Source organism: Streptomyces sp. NPDC003038, from assembly GCF_040611115.1.
Lineage (GTDB): Bacteria > Actinomycetota > Actinomycetes > Streptomycetales > Streptomycetaceae > Streptomyces.
On the sequence record NZ_JBEXNN010000014.1, the window covers coordinates 123,062 to 140,736 of the forward strand.

The following is a 17,675-nucleotide window of genomic DNA, read 5'->3' on the forward strand; positions in this document are numbered from 1 at the left end:
GTGGGAAAATCGGGTCATGGTCCAGCGCCCTGGTGTGCCGACCGCACCCGAGCTCGTTCTGCGGACCGACCAGGGCTCCACCGTGATCAGCCCGGGCCGGACGTATCAGGTCGGCCGTGACCCCCTCTGCGAGATCTGCCTCGACGACGCCCGCGTCTCCTGGCACCACGCGATCCTGCGCCCCGAGGGAGACCACTGGACGGTGGAGGACAAGGGCAGCACCAACGGCACCTGGGCCGACGGACACCGCGTCCACGAGTGGAACGTCGGCGTGGGCAGCGAACTGCGCTTCGGCAGCGCCGCCGACGGCCCGCGCGCCGTCCTCGTCGGCCCCACGTCCACCCTCGTGTCGGGCGCCGGCCGGCCGTCCCAGGTCTCGAACCCGCCGCTGACCAGGACCTTCCGCTCGCCCTCCACCGTGCGCCCGCTGCCGGCCCGTACGACCGTCCGGATCGGCCGGGCCGCCGAGAACGATCTGGTCATCAACGACCTGGTGGTCTCCCGCCGACACGCCGAACTGCGCGGCCTGCCCGACGGCAGCTACGAGATCGTCGACCTGGGCAGCCACAACGGCACCTACCTCAACGGCGCCGCCGTCCAGGTGGCCCGCGTCGCCGAGGGCGACATCATCGGCATCGGCCACTCCGCCTTCTGCCTGGTCGGCGACCGGCTGGAGGAGTACGTCGACACCGGCGAGGTGTCCCTCGACGTCCAGGACCTGACCGTCACCGTGGACCACGGCCGCAAGACCCTGCTGGAGGGGGTCTCCTTCCCCGTGGGCGCCAAGTGCCTGCTCGCGGTCGTCGGTCCCAGCGGCGCCGGCAAGTCCACCCTGCTCGGCGCGCTCACCGGCCTGCGCCCCGCCGACCGCGGCACCGTCCTCTACGACGGCCGCGACCTCTACCGGGACTACGCCGAACTGCGCAGCCGCATCGGCCTGGTGCCCCAGGACGACATCCTGCACGCCCAGCTCACCGTCCGCCGCGCCCTCGCCTACGCCGCCGAACTGCGCTTCCCGCAGGACACCGCCAAGGCCGAGCGGGAGGCCCGCGTCGACGAGGTGATCCGCGAACTCGGCCTCGTCCAGCGCGCCGGCCAGCCGATCCACAGCCTCTCCGGCGGCCAGCGCAAGCGCGTCTCCGTCGCCCTCGAACTGCTCACCAAGCCCTCCCTGCTCTTCCTCGACGAACCCACCTCCGGCCTCGACCCCGGCATGGACCGCTCCGTCATGCACATGCTGCGCGGCCTCGCGGACGACGGCCGCACGGTCATCGTCGTCACCCACAGCGTGCTCAACCTCGAGGTCTGTGACCGCCTCCTGGTCCTCGCGCCCGGCGGGCGCATCGCGTACTACGGCCCCCCCGAGGAGGCCCTCGGATTCTTCGGCTTCGAGCAGTGGCCCGAAGCCTTCGAGGCGTTCGAGAACCAGCGCGACCGCGACTGGGCGGGGCAGTACCGGACCTCACCGCTGCGCCGCCGCTACGTCGACGTCGCCGCCGTCCGGCCACCGCTCGCGGGGGAGGCCGAACGGGCCGCCGGCGTCCGGCCGCAGCCGCCGCCCAAGGCCCAGAGCTGGGTCTCCCAGCTCTCCACCCTGATCCGCCGGTACGCCGCCGCGCTCAGCGCCGACCGCACCTTCCTGGCCATCATGGTCGGGCTGCCCTTCGTCATGGGTGCCATGGCCCGCGCGCTGGCCGGCAGCGCCCTCACGCTCGACACGGCGATGAACGCCCTGTTCATCCTGTGCGTGGGCGGAGTCCTGACCGGCGGCGCCAACGCGGTGCGCGAACTCGTCAAGGAACGCGTCATCTACCAGCGGGAGCGCGCCGTCGGCCTGTCCCGGTCGGCCTACCTGATGTCCAAGGTGGTGGTCCTCGGCGCGGTCACCGTCGCCCAGGCCGTGGTCCTCACCCTGGTCGGTCTCGCCGGAGTCCGCTCCAACGCCCCCGGCGGCAAGGGTGTCTTCCTCCCGCCGCTGATCGAGATCGCCCTCGCCGTCGCCCTCGTGTCCGTCACCACGATGGTGCTCGGCCTGCTGATCTCCGCCCTGGTGAGCAAGGAGGAGGTCACCATGCCGCTGCTGGTCCTCCTCACCATCGTCCAGGTCGCCTTCTGCGGCACCTTGCTGAAACTCACCGGGGTCCCCGTCGTCGAGCAGCTGGCCTGGTTCGTGCCGTCGCGGTGGGCGTTCGGCGCGATGGCGGGCACCATCGACCTGGGCGCGATCGTGCCCGGCAAGATCACCCAGGACCCGCTGTTCGCGCACGAGGCCGACGTGTGGCTCTTCGATGTGGGCATGCTGGTCGGCCTGTCCGTGCTGTTCGGTGTGGTGGTGGCCCGGCTGCTGCGCCGCCACGAGCCGGCCATCATGCGGAAGTAACCGCCCATGACCAGCAGCCCCGGCCAGGTCGCGGACTTCCGGCCCACCCACGTCGTCCCGCAGGAGGGACTGCCCGCGTGGGAGGCCCCGGACGTGTCCCGCCCCACCGTGCCGCTCGACGCCTTCCTCCCCGTACAGCTACTGTCCCGGCTCGGCGAGTGGGGGGAGGTCCTGTGTGCCAACGGGTGGTCCGCCTGGGTGGACGGGAGGCTGCTCGTCGCCGTGCCGCAGCCGCCGCCGACGGCCGGGGGACGGCCGCCGGTGCGCGCCGAGGACCCGCGGCCACTGCTCGTACGAAGCGCCGAAGCCCTGGAACGCTACCGGCGGGCCATGGACGAGCTCGCCGCGGGGACGGCCGACACCGAGGCCTTCCGGCGATCCGTACAAGGACTGCGGGCCGGGGTGGTCCTCGACGGCGAGTCGGTATGGCTCTACGACGATACGTCGGGACGGTGGCTGTACGGCGACGGGACCCGCCTGACGACCTACGCGGTCGTCGCGGGACCGGGGGCCCCGCTCGCCCCGGAGCCGCCGCCGGAGACGGTGGTGGGCGGTGGGGCCGACGTACGGAAGAATCCGCCACCGGCCGACCGGGTCGGGACCCAGCTCGGAGAAGTCGAGGGCCGGCACGACCGGGCGGCGGGGCATGACCCGACCCGGATCGTGGACACCCGGGAGCCCGGAGCCGGGTGACGGGGAAGAGCCGGCCGGCGGGCGCCGCCTGCCCCGAACCGCCTGCCCCCGAACCGGCCCGGCACGACCCCTTCGCCGACGAGTCCGAGGTGGCCGCGGCGAGCGCCCCCGCCACGCGGGGAGCCGTGCCCGGGAGCGCGTTACCGCTGGGCGGTGGGATCGTCGACGCGGCCTCGGCGGTGGATCGGGCGGGCCAGCAGGGCGCCCAGGAAGCCCGCGACCGCGCCCCAGAGGAGGGCGAGGCCTACGGTGCGCCACAGGAGCGGGTCGAGCGCTACCTCGCCGCCGAGGCCGTCCACGTCGCCGATGCCCAGCAGGGACAGGCCAAACTGGGCCTGGACGCGGGCCAGCAGGCACACCGTCAGGGTGGCGAGGGCGAGGGCCACGCCCAGGTGAAGCGCGTGCTGCAGGGGCCGGACGCCGGCGGGGGACCGTACGGCGGCCAGGACGCCCGCGCCGAGGAGCAGCACGGCCGCCACCACCACCAGCCACCACGCCCGCGGGTCCTGCTCCGCGAGCGAGGCCACGTCGACCGTGGAGAGCTCGGGACCGCGCAGGACCTGGTCCAGGAGCTGCGGCATCGGCAGCCCGAACGGCCCCTCGACCTTGCCCTCCCAGGCGCCGCCGAGGCCCAGGGTGAGCGCGAGCCAGGCGAGGTTCGGCAGCCCGAGCAGGACCACGGCCAGGGTCTGCGCGGCGTGGCCCCGCGTCGCGGCGACCACCAGGCCGGTGCCGACCCCGAGGAAGACGTACGCGAGGAGCAGCGCGGCCGTGGCGAAGGCCGCCGGGCGCACCGCCGCGTGGAAGCGGACCAGCCCGGCGGGGAGCGGCGCGCGGCGGGAGACGAGCAGGGTGATCAGCAACAGGCCCAGGATCCACAGCAGTCCGAAGAGGAGGGTGGCGGGCAGGTCGGCCCGGAAGCCCACGGTCGGGGCGGCGTCGAGGAGTTCACCGATCTCCCCGAGGGGGGAGTCGCCGGGGGAGATGCCGAAGGTCTGGCGGGCGAGGAGAGCGGCGCCGGTCAGGGCGAGGAGCCACAGCAGTACCAAGGGGCCCGCCCGGGACAGCAGTTCGCGGGGCCGCGCCACCGCTCGGTTGTGCAGGGGGCGCAGGAAGCAGTAGCCGGCAGCGAGCGCTCCGGCCAGGCTGACCGAGAGCGGCAGCAGGGACAGGCGCGCGTCCGCCCCCGCCAGGAAGCCGGCCCCGCCCGTCACCTCGACCGAGCCGCCGGCCGCCATCACGACCACGGCGGCCACGACCTTCGGGTAGGCCCCGCCGGGCAGGCCGTCGGCGCCCGCGAAGGCCAGGCCGGCCGCGGCGACGACGGTCATCGCCACGAATCCCGCCAGTACCGCGACCACGGCGTCACGCCAGTAACGGCTCACACGGCCACCGTAGGCAGGCTCGGCAGGTGGCCACCACCTGAACGGCGCAACCGGTAGTGCGCCGGAGTGACGGATGTCCGCAGACTTCTAGGGACGCACCCGCAGGTCCGGGTGCATCCGGCCGCGACCGGAACGTCTGCGCACGGGAGGGTACCGGTGACAACGCAACCTTCGGGCACACCGCCGCCGGAACGCCCCACCGGCCCTCCCACCGGCCCTCCCGCCGGGCCGCTCTCGGGTGGCCGGGAAGGGCCACCGACGCCGCCGGGCCCGCCCCCGCCCCCGCCCCCCGGGGGGCCGGGCGGACCCGGAGGCCCGGGGTCCCCCGAGGAGCCCGCCAGGAAGCCCTGGTGGCGTTCGAAGCCGCGGCTCGCCACCGCGCTCGTCGCGCTGGCCGCGGTCGTGGCCCTGGTCGTGGTGCTGACCCGGCCCAACGGCGCCTCCGACAGCGCGGGCGGCGAGGTGTTCCTCCAGCCCGCCGCCGCCTCGGGCCCCGACCCGTTCACCGAGTCCACGGCGGCGGCGGCGACGCAGGCCACGCCCCCGCCGGCGAGCCCGCCGCCGACCGTCGACACCACGCAGGGCACCACGGTCACCCGTAGCGTCAGCGGCGCCGCCCCGGGCGTGTACGGGGGCACCAAGGACGTCGCCAGCTGCGACGTCGAGAAGCAGATCAAGGTGCTGGCCGCCCAGCCCGCCAAGAACAGCGCCTTCGCCTTGGTGCTCGGCATCGGACCGACGGACGTCCCCGGCTACCTGCGCTCCCTCACGCCGGTGCAGTTGCGCATGGACACCCGGGTCACCAACCACGGCTACAAGGAAGGCCGCGCCACCGCCTACCAGGCCGTGCTCCAGGCCGGGACGGCCGTGCTGGTGGACGGCAAGGGCGTGCCCCGGGTGCGGTGCGCCTGCGGAAACCCGCTGAGGGAGCCGGTGCCCCTGAAGCCCAACTCGAAGCGGTACGGGCAGCCGTGGACCGCCTACCACCCGCAGAACGTGGTGGTGATCGCGCCCTCCGTGAAGATCATCAACAAGATCGTGATCTACGACCACAAGAACCGCCGCTGGTACGAGCGCGACCGCGGCGCGAAGCCGGCGACGCCCGACAAGCCCATCGCGCCGCCGGCGGTCCCGACGCCGACGTACAGCACGCCGCCGGCGGTCCCGACGCCGACGTACAGCACGCCGCCGGTGATCCCGGCCCCGACGTACAGCACGCCGCCGGTGATCAGCACGCCGCCCCCCACCTCACCCACCGAGAGCGACATCCCTACAGACACCCCCACGGATGCCCCCACGGATGCCCCCACCGCCACGCCCGCCACGTCGCCGGCGCCGCCGGCGCCGACCGACCGGACCGCCACGTCGAGCGAACCGGCGACACCCAGTCCGCCCGACACGCAGACTTCCGGCGCGGAGCCTTCCAGCGAGCCTCCTCCCAGCGAGCCTGCTTCCAGCGCGGCGCCGACCTCGCCTTCCCCTTAGGGGAACGGGGCCCGCACGTGGCGATGCCGCCCTGTGCCACGCGCGGAGCGGCACACGCGCGATCTGCCGGCGGCGGCCCCCGCTGACCGTCACCGCCCCGCAGGGACACCGGCCGAGGAGAATGAGACCCTGGCTGCATGACCCAGAGGGAAGAGAACCCTGAGGTCGACTGGCCCGCGCGGCCGGACACGAGTCTCGCGCTCAACCGCATGGGTACCTTCGACTGGGACCTCGACAGCGGGCAGATGCATCTGGATCCCACCGCCCTCGAGGTCCTCGACCTGCGCCCGGAGGAGTTCCCGGGAACCCCCGCCGGACTGCGGCAGCGCGTCGCCTCGCCCCGCGAGGAGGCCCGCCTCGACGCCCGGGTCACGCAGGCGCTCAAGGAGGGCCGCAGCCACTACGGGGCCTACGTCCGCAGCCGCCGCCGCGACGGGTCCCGCTCCTGGACCCACGTCCAGGGGCACATCCTGCGGGACCCGCAGGGCCGGCCGTACCGCGTCATCGGGATCCTGCGCGACGCCGCCGACGACCCCTGCGAGCCCGGTGCCGCCGGGGAGCAGGAGGAGGGGCGCCGCCGTATGACCGGCGTCGTCGAGCGCACCACCGCGATCCTCGCCCACGCCCGGACCGTCAACGACGTCACCGACGTCCTCAAGGACCCCGAGGCCCTCGGTCATCTCGGCGCGGTCAGCGTGATGCTGGGGGTCGTCGACGGCGGCCGCATCCACCTGGTCGCGGAGGGCCAGCTGGGCTCGTACGTGCCGGAGATCGAGTACACCCGGATCGACGCGCGGTTCCCGATGAGCGAGGCCGTACGGACCATGCAGCCGGTCTTCCTCGCATCGAGGGCGGAGTTCCAGCAGCGCTACCCGCAGCTGTGGCCGTACATCGAGCCGCTGGCCGTGCGCAGCGGGGTCTACCTGCCGCTGATCGCGCAGGGCCGGGCCGTCGGCGCGCTCGGGCTCCTCTACACGCGTGAGGGCGACTTCACCGCCGAGGAGCGGAACCTGCTGGTGGCGCTCGGCAGCGGCATCGCGCAGAGCCTCCAGCGCGCCATCCTCTTCGAGCAGGAGCACGACCTCGCCGAGGGGCTCCAGCGGGCCATGCTGCCCCGCCGCATCCCGGAGGTGCCGGGCGCGCGGATCGCCGTACGGTACCGGGCCGCGCGGATGGGGCGGGACATCGGCGGCGACTGGTACGACGTGATCCCGCTCGGCGAGGGCCGGGTCGGGGTGATGATCGGCGACGTGGAGGGGCACGACACGGACGCGGCGGCCGTCATGGGCCAGCTGCGCATCGTCCTGCGCGCGTACATCATCGAAGGGCATACGCCCGGTACGGCCATGGCGCGGGCCTCCACCTTCCTGCGCGAGCTGGAGACGGAACGGTTCGCCACCTGTACCTACGCCGAGGTGGATCTCACCAGCGGCATGGTCCAGATGGTCCGCGCCGGCCACCTGGACCCGGTCGTAAGGCGCGGCGACGGCAGTTGCCACCGGATCCAGGTGGCCGGCGGACTGCCGCTCGGACTGCCGCCGCGCGACCGGTCGGGGGCGGGCTCCGGCTACCCCGTCACCAGCCTCGAACTGCACCCGGGCGACACCCTGCTGCTGTGCACGGACGGCCTGATCGAACGGCCCGGCGGTGACCCCGACACCGGCATGCGGGAGTTCATGGCGGCGGCCCGCAGGGGCCCGGTCGACGTCGAGGAACTGGCCGACGTGCTGTGCGACCTGGTGGGGGACGCCGGAGGCGGGGACGACATGGCCCTGCTCCTGCTGCGCCGCCGCGGCACGCCGGCCGCACGCGGCGGCGGCCCGCTGCGCCAGCGGCTGGACCCGGGCGACGCGGACGCCCCGGCGATGGCCCGTCATCTGATCAGGGCGGCGGTGGCCGCCTGGGGTGCGGGGGACCAGGCCGACGAGATCGAACTGGCGGCGGACGAGCTGATGACCAATGCCCTGGTCCACACCGACGGCGGCGGCCACGTCAGCATGCGGCTGATGCCGAAGGGCCGGATCCGGATCGAGGTCGAGGACTCCAGCAGCGCGCTGCCGCAGCGGCGAGAGCCGGGGGACTGGGCGGTGTCGGGGCGCGGCCTGATGCTGGTGGAGGGGCTCGCGGACGCCTGGGGCGTGGAACCCCGGGGCGGCGGGAAGTGCGTGTGGTGCGAGTTCGCCGTCGCTGCTCCTGAGGCTCCCCGGGCCCCTGAGGCTCCCGAGGGCGCCCCGTGAGCCTCAGACCGCGGCGTACGGGCCCTGCGCGGCCTTGGTGTTCTGCATGGACGTGAGCTTGCGCACGAAGAGGATCGCGAGGACGGCGGCGGCGGCCGTGAGCAGGGAGGACACGGCGCCCACGGCGCTGGCCTCGCGCAGGGACTCGGCGGTGTCGGCGCGCTCGTACAGCGCGGCGGCGATGCGTTCGACGACGGCCGAGGCGGCCCACGCCACCCACCAGGCGGTGAGCGGAGCGGTGGAGACCCGGCGGTCGGAGCCGTCGGGTCCGAACTGGGTGCTGGCCGTCCAGATCTGTCGCGCTGTCCGGAAGGGGAGGACCAGGTTGGCGAAGGGGATGAACCAGCCGCCGATGGCCCAACCGCGGGTCTGGGTGAAGGCGTCGGGACGGAAGACCTCGCCGTTGACGCGCACGCGGTAGAACCAGACGATGAAGACCACCGCCGTGGCGAGCAGCGCCAGGACCTGGAGGCCGCCGGTGAGCCCGGTGAGGATGTCCGCCGTGTCCAGCGCGTCTTCCGAGACCGCGTCGGGGTCCTCGGCGAGGTCCTTCATCAGCGACCAGGTGTACAGGTCGACGCCGGCCGCGAGGACGTTGACCGCGGCGGCGAGGGAGAGCAGCACGCTCACGCCGGTCGCGAGGCCCTGCGGCGAGCGCGGCACGCCGACGGCCGGCGGCGGGCCGGGGTAGGGCTGCCCCGGGTACCCGGGCTGTCCGGGATACGCCTGGCCCGGGTACACGGGTTGGCCTTGGTACACGCCCTGGGCGGGGTGGGCCTGCCCGGGGTAGGGGGCAGGCGCCGCGTGCGGCGGCCCGTAGGGCGGAGGCGGCGTCGGCCGCGCATCGTACGGCTGCGGTACGGGGCCCTGGGGCGGCGGCGGTGAGCCGGGCGCGCTGAAGGACATGCTGGTGTACCCCCCACGGGAACGTGTGACATGCGAGTGGTCCCGCCGCGCGCGGGCATCGCCGAAACATATGCCAGCCCCGCGACCGCCGTCCAAACGATTGCGCGGGGTCGAACGCGTCCGCACCCGACGCCGGACCGCTCACGTGCCGGACCCCTCACGTGCCGGACCGCTCACATACCGGCCCCCTCACATCCCAGCCCCCTACATCCCGGACCCCGCCGCGTCCAGGAGGATCCGCGCCAGTTCGCGCGGCCGGGAGAACATGGGCCAGTGGCCCGTGTCCATCTCGACCAGCCGCCAGTGCTCGCCGGTCAGCAGCTCGGCCACGTCCTCATCCGGCTCGGCACCGTCGAGCAGGCACTTGACGTACGTCGCGGGAAGGTCGCCGAGCGGGCGGGCCAGCACGGCCGGTTCGATCAGGGTGGCGGACGGGTGCGGGGTCGAGCCGCTCACGATCCGTGCGATCTGCTCGTCGCTGAGGCCCTGGCCGTCGTAGTCCGCCGCGGTCATCGGCGCCAGGAACCCGCCGTTCTCGGCGATCGAAGCCTCCACCATCGCCCGGCCCGCCGGCCAACCCGTCACGAACGAGGCGCCGTCGGCCGGAACTTTGGAGTCGACGAACACCAGGCGGGTCAGCCGGTCGCCTATCCGCTCGCCGGCCTGGCCGACCGGGATACCGGAGTAGCTGTGCCCGACCAGGACGACGTCGCGCAGATCGTGGCGTTCGACCTCGTCGACGATGTCCCGGACATGGGTCCGCAGCCCGGCCGGCACGCCCTGCTTCTCGGCGAGGCCGGACAGCGTCAACGGATGGGCGCCGTGGCCCGCCGCGCGGAGCAGCGGCACCACCTCGTCCCACGCCGACGATCCGAGCCAAGCCCCTGCCACCAGTACGAAGTTGGTCATGATCGGAAACGTAGCGCAGCGCTCTGACATCCCGGGCTCCGGGTCAGAGGCGCACGAGCGTCACCTCGGTGGCCTTCACACTGGTCCACACCTCGGCGCCGTCGACGATGCCCAGCTCGGCGGCCGCTTCCGGGGTGATCTCCGCGACCAGGTCCGGCGCCTCGGGCGAAGCGATCAGCACGCGCAGCCGGCTGCCGACCGCCGTGATCTCCCGTACGGTGCCCGGCCAGACGTTACGGGGACTGCCGCCCGGGCGGTCCCGGTGCACCGACACCGCCTCGGGGGCGATGATCGCGAGAGCCTCGGCCCCCTCGGGCAGCGCCTCGGCGACCACCAGCCGCCCCCCGGCGGCGAGGGCGAGCCCGTCGGGCGAAGCGGTGCCCGGCCACGCGTTGCGCCCCAGCATCCGGGCCACCCAGGGGGAGCGCGGATGCCGGGTCACCTCGGCCGGCGGCGCGTCCTGCAGGGTGCGCCCGTCGGCGAGTACGAGGACCCGGTCGGCCAGCGACACCGCCTCGACGGGATCGTGCGTGACGATGAGGCAGACCCCGCCGAAACCGGCCAGATGGGTGCGCAGGGTGTGCCGGACGTGCGCCCGCGTCGTCTGGTCGAGGGCGGCGAGCGGCTCGTCCAGCAGGAGCAGGCGGGGCCGGGCGGCCAGGGCGCGGGCGAGGGCGACCCGCTGGGCCTGGCCGCCGGAGAGCTGGGCGGGCTTGCGGTGGGCGAGGTGTCCGACGCCGAGCCGGTCCAGCCAGGCGTGCGCCTCCCGGCGGGCCTCGGCGCGCGGTACTCGGCGGGCCCGCAGCCCGTACGCGGTGTTGGCCACGGCGCTCAGGTGCGGGAACAGCGCCCCGTCCTGCGGGACCCAGGCCACTTGCCGCTGGTGCGGGGGCAGGGCGGTGACGTCGGTGTCGCCGAGCCTGAGCTCCGCGTGGGCCCGCGGGGTCAGGCCGAGCAGGGCGCGCAGCAGGGTGGTCTTGCCCGCGCCGTTCTCCCCGACGACCGCGATGGTGGTGCCGGGTTCGGCGTCCAGGGTCAGCTGGTTGAAGCCGGTGACCGTGGCGTGCAGGGTCCAGTGGCCGCCGTCGTGCGGGGCGGCCGTGGGAAGCCCGGCGGCAGGGGCCGGGGCAGGGGCCGCGGTGGGAGCTTCCTCGGCCACCGGCGGCGCACCGGCCGCTTTACGGGCGAGCGGCGCGCCCGTCCAGCGGCCGCGCAGGGCCACCAGTACGGCCATGGCGATCGCGAGGAGCAACAGGGAGACGGAGGTGGCTGCTTCGGGCTGGTCCTGGAGCAGCAGGTACACCTGGAGCGGCAGGGTCTGGGTGGTGCCGGGCAGGTTTCCGGCGAAGGTGATGGTCGCCCCGAACTCGCCGAGCGCGCGGGCCCAGGTGAGCGCGGCGCCGGCGGTCAGGCCGGGAGCCACCATGGGCAGGGTCACCGTGAAGAACACCCGGACCGGAGAGGCGCCGAGCGAGGCGGCCGTCTCCTCGTAACTCTGCTTGAGGCCGCCGAGCGCGCCTTCCAGGCTGATGACGAGGAACGGCATGGAGACGAAGGTGGCGGCGACGACGGCGCCCGAGGTGTGGAAGGGCAGGGTGATCCCGAACGTGTCCTCCAGGAAGGGCCCGAGCAGCCCGCGCCGGCCGAAGCCCAGCAGCAGGGCGACACCGCCGACCGTCGGCGGCAGCACCATCGGGAGCAGGACCAGCGAGCGGACCAGGGCCTTTCCCTTGAACTCGACGCGCGACAGCAGCCAGGCGAGCGGCACGCCGAGGACGAGTGAGAGCCCGAGGGCCCAGAAGGAGATCAGCAGCGAGAGCCGGAAGGCCTCGACCACACCGGGGGTGGAGAGGTGCGTGGAGAGCTCGGCCCACTGGGTGCCGGTGAGGATGCCGATGAGCGGCAGCATCAGGAACGCGACGGCGAGCAGCGCGGGGAGCGCCAGGGTCAGGGGAGGCCGGGTGCGGCTGCGGGTGCGAAGTCTGCTCATGAGGGGTTCCTGGCGGGGAGGTCCTGGCGGCGGGGCGGCGGGTGGTGCCGGTCCGGGGGGAGGCACCGGTGGCGGGCCCGGCGCGGGCCGGGCGCGGGTCGGCGGGGGCGCATACGGGTTACGCCTTCTGGAAGCCCGCGTCCTGGAGGATCCGCTGCGCCTCCGGCGTGCTCAGCCAGGCCACGAACGCGGCGGCGGCCCCGGCGTTCTTGGACTGCTTCAGCGTGGCGGCCGGGTAGGACACCACCGCGTTCTGGTCGTCCGGGATGTCCACGGTGACGACCTTGTCGCCGGACTTGGCGGAGTCCGTCTTGTAGACGAGGCCGGCGTCGGCCTCGCCTAGCTCGATCTTGCTCAGTACGGCGCGGACGTTGGGCTCCTGGGAGACCGGCTGGGCCGTGATCTTCTGTGCGTCGAGGATCTGCCTGCTGTAGCGGCCGACCGGAACCTCGGGCGCGGCCAGTACGACCTTGATCTTGCGGTCGGCGAGGTCCGCGAGCCCGTCGATCTCGAACGGGTTGCCCTTTCCGGCCGCGATGACCAGGCGGTTGGTGGCGATGACCGTGGCCTCCCCCGTCTCGGCCCGGAGACCGTCCATCGTCCTCGTGTCGGCGGTGATCAGCGCATCGGCCGGGGCGCCCTGCTTCACCTGTGCGGCGAGTTCCTGCGAACCGGCGAAGGAGAAGGTCAGCTTCGTGCCCGGGTGGGCCTTCTCGTACGCGGCGCCCGCGGTCTTGAAGACGTCGGTCAGCGAAGACGCGGCGAGCACGGTGAGCCGGGCGGCCCCGGGCGCGGTGGAGGCGGCGGACGTCCGGTCGCCGTCGGCGTGGCCCTTGCCGCAGGCCGCCAGCGGTACGAGCAGGGCGGCGGCCAGCGCGGCGCCGAGGACTCGGCGGCGGCGCGGGTGCGGGTGCCGGGTCGAGCCTGGCGGGTACAGGATCGGGAACATGCGCGGTCCTCCTCGGTCGGGTTCAGGCGCGGTCGATGTGCACGCTGGTGGACTTCACACGGGCGGTGGCGCGCACGCCCACCTCCAGGCCGAGCTCCTCGACGGCCTCGCGGGTGAGCAGGGAGACCAGGCGGTGCGGGCCCGCCTGGATCTCGACCTGGGCGGCCACGTCGCCGAGCTTGACGGCGGTGACGATGCCCGGGAAGGCGTTGCGCGCCGAGGTGTGCGGCTCCTCGTCCTCGCTGTGGGCGCCCTGGCCGACCTCGATGGAGAAGGCGGCCAGGTCCCGGCCGCTGATCAGCCGGCGACCGCCCTCGTCGCGATGGGTCGCGACCCGGCCGGCGTCGGCCCAGCGGCGGGCGGTGTCCGGGCTGACGCCCAGCAGACGTGCGGCCTGCCCGATCGTGTAGGACTGCATGTGCGCCACGGTAGGCGGAGTCTGCCCGCATGTGCAATGTAATGCGGATTATCCGCCTGGCAGCTGCCGAGTCGGTTGTGGCATCTGCCGAAAGCATTCCCGGCTCAGCGGCCCGTCTCGCTAGAGTCGTGGCATGGCTGATGAGGTAACGGGAACGGGAACGGGAACGGTGCGGGTGGACGCGTGGATCTGGTCCGTGCGCCTGACGAAGACCCGCTCGACTGCGGCGACCGCCTGCCGGGCGGGCCACGTGAAGGTCAACGGGGAACGCGCCAAGCCGGCGCAGCCCGTGCGCGCGGGTGACGAGGTACGGCTCTTCCACGCGGGACGCGAGCGGATCGTGGTGGTCAAGCGGCCCGTGTCCAAGCGGGTGGGCCCGCCCGTCGCCGCGGAGTGCTTCATCGACAACAGCCCGCCGCCGCCGACCCGCGTCGAGGCGGCCGTGGTCGGCATCCGCGATCGCGGCGCGGGCCGCCCGACGAAGCGCGAACGCCGCGAGATCGAAAACCTGCGCGGCCGCTGACGGCGCAGGGCGGCGCCGGGCCCGCGCGAGGCCCGCCGCCGACCTCTCAATGCCTGTCCGTCACGTCTTGTCCATCACGCCTTTTGTCGGTCACGCCTTCCGGTACGTGTAGGCCTCGGCGGCCGCCGCCTCGACCGCGTCCAGCGCGACCCCGGCGGACGCGGCGACCACCGCCGCGACCGCGCCCTCCAGGAACGGCGCGTCCACCAGCCGGGACCCCGCGGGGAGCTCGTCATCCACCAGCAGTGCCTTCACCGTCAGCACCGAACTCCCCAGGTCGGTGAGCAAGGCGACACCGGCGCCCCGGTCCACCTCCCGCGCGGCCGCGACGATCAGCTCGGCGCTCGTGCCGAGCCCGCCGTCGGCGGTACCGCCCGCCGCGGCCACCGGGACCACCGGCCCGCCCGCCGCGAGACCGCGCGCCAGCTCGGCCACCGACTCCGCGACGCGTGCGCTGTGGGACACCAGCACGATCCCGACCACCGCCGGGCGGCCGGTCACGGCGCGCCGCCGGTGGTGCTCCTGCGGCCCTTGTCCGCACCCGCCGCATCCGCCGCGTCCGCCAGCGCCCCGAGCAGCAGCGCCGCCGACGTCGCCCCCGGATCCTGGTGTCCGATGCTCCGCTCGCCCAGGTAACTGGCCCGTCCCTTGCGCGCCTGCAGGGGCACCGTCGCCAGCGCGCCGTTCTCCGCGGCGTCGGCGGCCGCCCGGTAGGAGGTGGTCAGCGCGGCCACGCCCGGCACCAGAGCGTCCAGCATCGTCTTGTCGCCCGGCGCCGCCCCGCCGAGCTGCGCCACCGCACCCACCCCGGCGTACAGGGCCTTGCGCAGCTCCTCGTCGGACACTCCGGCGGCCTGACCCAGCTCCTTGCCGGTGCGCCGCAGCAGTGTCCCGTACAGCGGCCCCGACGCCCCGCCCACCGTCGAGATCAGCGTCCGCCCGGCCAGTTGCAGCACCGCGCCGGGCGCCGCCGGAGCCTCCGCGTCGAGGGCCGCCCGTACCGCCGTGAAGCCCCGCAGCAGATTGCTGCCGTGATCGGCGTCCCCGATGGGGGAGTCGAGCTCGGTCAGCCGGTCCGCCTCGCGCTCCACCGCGGCCGCCGTGGCCGCCATCCAGCGCCGGAAGAAGTCTGTGTCACGCACGGGATCCCCTCGCCTCACATCGCCTGGCCGGTCCGTCCGCCACCTTACGTTCGAGGACTCGCTCAGAGGCGGACCCGGCCGTCTCTTTCCCGGCCGGCCCACGGCCCGTGTGACCGGGGCACGCGGCCGACAGCATCCCGTACCCCACGAACCCGGCATGCAGCGGCTCGTGCCCGGACCCGCCCCCGGACACCAGCCCGACCCGCCCGCCGGCCCGCGCGTCCCGCCGTACGACGACCCGGCGCTCCACATCGACGTCCAGCTCGGGGTGGGCGGCCGCCATCCCCCGCAGGGCGTCGGCGACCACGGTCTCGGGGCTGTTGATCAGCGTCTTCACGGCTCACTCCCGGTGAGGTCGATTCGCTCTCAGGGCGACGGCAAGGGAGCCTGCCCCGCGTAGCCGCCCTTTTGCGGGAGCGGTCGAGGGACAGCCTCAGCGCGCACCCTGCTCGGGCAGGTCCGCCTCGGCCGGGGTGACGGCGAAGCCGCGTGTGGTGGCCGGCGTGGACCGCTCTCCGCAGAAAGCGGCTTCGAGCGTCCCGCCGAGGGCCGTGTTGGCCGTGCCCCTGTTCGAGGTGTTCGCCATGGCGGCCAGGCTGCGGCGGCCGTCACGGGTGGCGAACGCGTAGGTGTAGAAACCCTGCACGGTGCCCGTGTGGCCGTACACCGACGTGCCGCAGGAGAGCTTGTAGCGGCGCAGTCCCAGGCCGTAGAAGCGGGTGCCCGCGGCATCGGTCGGGCTCGTGGTCAGCATGGCGTCCAGCAGGGGCGAAGTGAGCAGCCTGCCTCCCAGCAGGGCGGACATGAAGGTGTTGAGATCGGCCGGGTCGGAGATCATCGCACCGGCGGACTGCGCCCATGACGCCGTCTGCTCAGTGGAGTCGACCAGGGGCGCTCCGGCCTGGTCCGGGTGGAGGTAGCCGCGTGCGTGGAGTCCCTGGATGCGGGTGGCGGGATGGACGTAGGAGGTGTTCCGCAGGTCCAGCGGCTTGATGATGCGGCGGTCGTACTCCACGGCCACCGGGTTTCCGGTGGCCTTTTCGATGAGCATGCCGACCACGACGAAATTGGTGTTCGAGTACCGGTACGCCGAGCCCGGCTCGGTCGTTCTCGGTTCGCTCAGCGAGAGCTCCACGAGCTCCCGGTAGCCGAACACCTTGTTCCGGACGGCCTCGAAGCCGGGAACGGTGTGGGTGAACATGGCTTCCGTGTAGTCCGCCAGCCCGCTCCTGTGGTTGAGCAGATGACGCACCGTGATCCGGTCGTCGGGCAGCAGGCCCGGCAGGTAGTGGTTGACCGACGTGTCCAGCCGCATCCGGCCCTCGGCCACCAGCTGGAGCAGCACGACGGTGGAGAACGTCTTCGTGACGCTGCCGATCCGGAAGCGGGCCCGCGGGTCCATGGCCGAGCCGGTGCTCTTGTCGCGTACGCCCACGGCCTCGGTCCGGGCGCCGTTCGGGCCGGTGAAGCGGGCCATGGCGCCGGGCGCACCGCTGGCGGTCGTGTTGCGCAAGGCCTGGACGAGGGCCTCGGTGTCGGGAGCCGGGTGGCTGCCGCCCGTCGGGTTCCGCGCCGCCTCGGCGGCGTGGGCCACCGGGGCCGCGGTCACCGGTGCCACGCCGGCGAGCACGGCCAGCAGGGCGGCGCTGAGGGAGAGGCGGCGTCGGTTCGGGGAAAGGGACACGTGGTTCCTCGACGTGATCGGTGACGCGGACAGGGGCGGGGCCGGCGGATTCACCGCCCGGGGCGCTCGGTTGGCGCGGGCGGAGCGACGCGAGCCTACGGAGGACGCCGCGGGCGCGGGTGGACGGCGCGCGTGCGCCCCGGGGCAGCCCCCGGAATGGAGGCGCGCGTACGCGATGCCCCGCGGCCGGGTCCCGGCGGTCGACGGGCGCGATGGCCGGCCCGCCACCCCTCGGCACACCGCTATTCGTGTGCGTGTTCGAGTGATGGGGTTACGCTGGAAGCATGTACGCGGTCCAGGGCCTTCAGGGCTCCCTCTTCGACCAGGGCGACGAGATCCGGCTCGGCCCCCTCGTGGGCATCCGGCGCACGGACCTCGGCGCCGGAGCGTGGGTCGACCACCTCCCCGGATGGATGGCCGGCTCCGACGCGCTGTTCGAGCGGCTCGCCGCCGACGTGCCGTGGCGCGCCGAGCGGCGGAAGATGTACGAGCGCGAGGTGGACGTGCCGCGCCTACTGGCCTTCTACGGCGAGGGAGAGGCCCTGCCGCATCCCTCGCTCGACGAGGCCCGCGAGGCGCTGAACAGGCACTACGCCCCCGAACTCGGTGAGCGCTTCGTCACCGCCGGACTGTGCCTCTACCGCGACGGCCGCGACAGCGTCGCCTGGCACGGCGACCGTACGGGCCGCTCCTCGACCGAGGACACCATGGTCGCGATCGTCTCCGTCGGCGACCCGCGCGACCTCGCGTTCCGTCGCCGCGACGGCGGTGCCACCCTGCTGCGCCTGCCCCTGGGGCACGGGGACCTCGTCGTCATGGGCGGTTCCTGCCAGCGGACCATGGAGCACGCGGTACCCAAGTCGGCGCGGGCCGTGGGTCCCCGCATCAGCGTCCAGTTCCGCCCTCACGGCGTTCTCTGAGTCCGGGGCGGAGCGTGTGCGGCCCGGGGGCCGCGTTCGAGTCGTCCCGTCCGC

At 74.0% G+C, this 17,675-nt stretch carries 16 protein-coding genes; 6 read left to right on the forward strand and 10 right to left on the reverse strand.

Features of this window, described 5'->3' with window-relative positions; genetic code table 11:
• Window positions 1-16 precede the first annotated feature (16 nt).
• Window positions 17-2,380 carry an FHA domain-containing protein gene (locus tag ABZX75_RS19480; protein ID WP_355412033.1) on the forward strand — a complete coding sequence of 788 codons (2,364 nt, stop codon included), beginning with the start codon at window positions 17-19 and terminating at the stop codon, window positions 2,378-2,380.
• 6 nt (window positions 2,381-2,386) lie between these two features.
• Window positions 2,387-3,073 (forward strand): hypothetical protein, encoded by a 687-nt coding sequence (locus ABZX75_RS19485; RefSeq protein WP_355412034.1) that lies wholly within the window; start codon window positions 2,387-2,389, stop codon window positions 3,071-3,073.
• Between the two features lie 140 nt (window positions 3,074-3,213).
• Here ABZX75_RS19485 and ABZX75_RS19490 read toward each other — a convergent pair whose 3' ends face one another.
• The gene (locus ABZX75_RS19490; RefSeq protein ID WP_355412035.1) at window positions 3,214-4,458 is read right to left on the reverse strand and encodes a streptophobe family protein; all 1,245 of its coding nucleotides are present in this window, start codon (window positions 4,456-4,458) and stop codon (window positions 3,214-3,216) included.
• A 402-nt stretch (window positions 4,459-4,860) separates the two neighbouring features.
• Here ABZX75_RS19490 and ABZX75_RS19495 point away from each other — a divergent pair, with 402 nt between their 5' ends.
• Together ABZX75_RS19495 and ABZX75_RS19500 are read left to right on the forward strand one after the other, a co-directional pair.
• Entirely contained in the window at window positions 4,861-5,943 is a 1,083-nt protein-coding gene (locus ABZX75_RS19495) for a DUF6777 domain-containing protein (RefSeq protein WP_355412037.1), read from the forward strand.
• A 137-nt stretch (window positions 5,944-6,080) separates the two neighbouring features.
• Complete coding sequence (locus tag ABZX75_RS19500; protein WP_355412039.1) at window positions 6,081-8,180, forward strand: SpoIIE family protein phosphatase; 2,100 nt, start codon at window positions 6,081-6,083, stop codon at window positions 8,178-8,180.
• A 3-nt stretch (window positions 8,181-8,183) separates the two neighbouring features.
• Here ABZX75_RS19500 and ABZX75_RS19505 read toward each other — a convergent pair whose 3' ends face one another.
• The 5 genes from ABZX75_RS19505 to ABZX75_RS19525 all read right to left on the reverse strand — a co-directional run bounded on the left by ABZX75_RS19505 (window position 8,184) and on the right by ABZX75_RS19525 (window position 13,352).
• A complete protein-coding gene (locus tag ABZX75_RS19505; protein ID WP_355412041.1) occupies window positions 8,184-9,086 on the reverse strand; it encodes a DUF4328 domain-containing protein in 903 nt (300 codons plus the stop codon).
• A gap of 204 nt (window positions 9,087-9,290) precedes the next feature.
• Window positions 9,291-9,995 carry an alpha/beta hydrolase gene (locus ABZX75_RS19510; protein WP_355412043.1) on the reverse strand — a complete coding sequence of 235 codons (705 nt, stop codon included), beginning with the start codon at window positions 9,993-9,995 and terminating at the stop codon, window positions 9,291-9,293.
• Window positions 9,996-10,038: 43 nt separating this feature from the next.
• The gene (locus ABZX75_RS19515) at window positions 10,039-11,985 is read right to left on the reverse strand and encodes an ABC transporter permease (RefSeq protein WP_355412045.1); all 1,947 of its coding nucleotides are present in this window, start codon (window positions 11,983-11,985) and stop codon (window positions 10,039-10,041) included.
• 118 nt (window positions 11,986-12,103) lie between these two features.
• Complete coding sequence (gene modA / locus ABZX75_RS19520) at window positions 12,104-12,934, reverse strand: molybdate ABC transporter substrate-binding protein (protein ID WP_355412047.1); 831 nt, start codon at window positions 12,932-12,934, stop codon at window positions 12,104-12,106.
• A gap of 22 nt (window positions 12,935-12,956) precedes the next feature.
• On the reverse strand, window positions 12,957-13,352 hold the full coding sequence (locus ABZX75_RS19525) for a helix-turn-helix transcriptional regulator (protein ID WP_355412049.1): 396 nt from the start codon (window positions 13,350-13,352) through the stop codon (window positions 12,957-12,959).
• A gap of 133 nt (window positions 13,353-13,485) precedes the next feature.
• On the opposite strand from ABZX75_RS19525, the gene ABZX75_RS19530 reads away from it, so the two are divergent.
• Complete coding sequence (locus ABZX75_RS19530; protein ID WP_355412051.1) at window positions 13,486-13,875, forward strand: RNA-binding S4 domain-containing protein; 390 nt, start codon at window positions 13,486-13,488, stop codon at window positions 13,873-13,875.
• A 90-nt stretch (window positions 13,876-13,965) separates the two neighbouring features.
• Here the strand turns inward: ABZX75_RS19530 and ABZX75_RS19535 are convergent, their stop codons facing one another.
• From ABZX75_RS19535 to ABZX75_RS19550, 4 genes are all read right to left on the reverse strand, one after another.
• Complete coding sequence (locus ABZX75_RS19535; protein ID WP_355412053.1) at window positions 13,966-14,376, reverse strand: PTS fructose transporter subunit IIA; 411 nt, start codon at window positions 14,374-14,376, stop codon at window positions 13,966-13,968.
• Window positions 14,373-15,017 carry a dihydroxyacetone kinase subunit DhaL gene (dhaL, locus tag ABZX75_RS19540; RefSeq protein WP_355412055.1) on the reverse strand — a complete coding sequence of 215 codons (645 nt, stop codon included), beginning with the start codon at window positions 15,015-15,017 and terminating at the stop codon, window positions 14,373-14,375. Before dhaL ends, ABZX75_RS19535 begins: the two co-directional genes overlap by 4 nt.
• Window positions 15,010-15,354, reverse strand: a complete 345-nt coding sequence (locus tag ABZX75_RS19545; protein ID WP_355412057.1) for a dihydroxyacetone kinase subunit DhaK — start codon at window positions 15,352-15,354, stop codon at window positions 15,010-15,012. The genes dhaL and ABZX75_RS19545 overlap by 8 nt, the downstream gene beginning before the upstream one ends.
• 96 nt (window positions 15,355-15,450) lie before the next feature.
• The gene (locus tag ABZX75_RS19550) at window positions 15,451-16,701 is read right to left on the reverse strand and encodes a serine hydrolase domain-containing protein (protein WP_355412059.1); all 1,251 of its coding nucleotides are present in this window, start codon (window positions 16,699-16,701) and stop codon (window positions 15,451-15,453) included.
• 284 nt (window positions 16,702-16,985) lie between these two features.
• On the opposite strand from ABZX75_RS19550, the gene ABZX75_RS19555 reads away from it, so the two are divergent.
• The gene (locus ABZX75_RS19555) at window positions 16,986-17,621 is read left to right on the forward strand and encodes an alpha-ketoglutarate-dependent dioxygenase AlkB (RefSeq protein WP_355412061.1); all 636 of its coding nucleotides are present in this window, start codon (window positions 16,986-16,988) and stop codon (window positions 17,619-17,621) included.
• Window positions 17,622-17,675 lie beyond the last annotated feature (54 nt).

Bases quoted from the DNA above. Each gene is read 5' to 3' on its own strand.
- ABZX75_RS19480 (WP_355412033.1), top strand. From the start codon at position 17: ATGGTCCAGCGCCCTGGTGTGCCGACCGCACCCGAGCTCGTTCTGCGG.
- ABZX75_RS19485 (WP_355412034.1), top strand. From the start codon at position 2,387: ATGACCAGCAGCCCCGGCCAGGTCGCGGACTTCCGGCCCACCCACGTC.
- ABZX75_RS19500 (WP_355412039.1), top strand. From the start codon at position 6,081: ATGACCCAGAGGGAAGAGAACCCTGAGGTCGACTGGCCCGCGCGGCCG.
- ABZX75_RS19505 (WP_355412041.1), bottom strand. From the start codon at position 9,086: ATGTCCTTCAGCGCGCCCGGCTCACCGCCGCCGCCCCAGGGCCCCGTA.
- ABZX75_RS19510 (WP_355412043.1), bottom strand. From the start codon at position 9,995: ATGACCAACTTCGTACTGGTGGCAGGGGCTTGGCTCGGATCGTCGGCG.
- ABZX75_RS19515 (WP_355412045.1), bottom strand. From the start codon at position 11,985: ATGAGCAGACTTCGCACCCGCAGCCGCACCCGGCCTCCCCTGACCCTG.
- modA (WP_355412047.1), bottom strand. From the start codon at position 12,934: ATGTTCCCGATCCTGTACCCGCCAGGCTCGACCCGGCACCCGCACCCG.
- ABZX75_RS19525 (WP_355412049.1), bottom strand. From the start codon at position 13,352: ATGCAGTCCTACACGATCGGGCAGGCCGCACGTCTGCTGGGCGTCAGC.
- ABZX75_RS19530 (WP_355412051.1), top strand. From the start codon at position 13,486: ATGGCTGATGAGGTAACGGGAACGGGAACGGGAACGGTGCGGGTGGAC.
- ABZX75_RS19555 (WP_355412061.1), top strand. From the start codon at position 16,986: ATGTACGCGGTCCAGGGCCTTCAGGGCTCCCTCTTCGACCAGGGCGAC.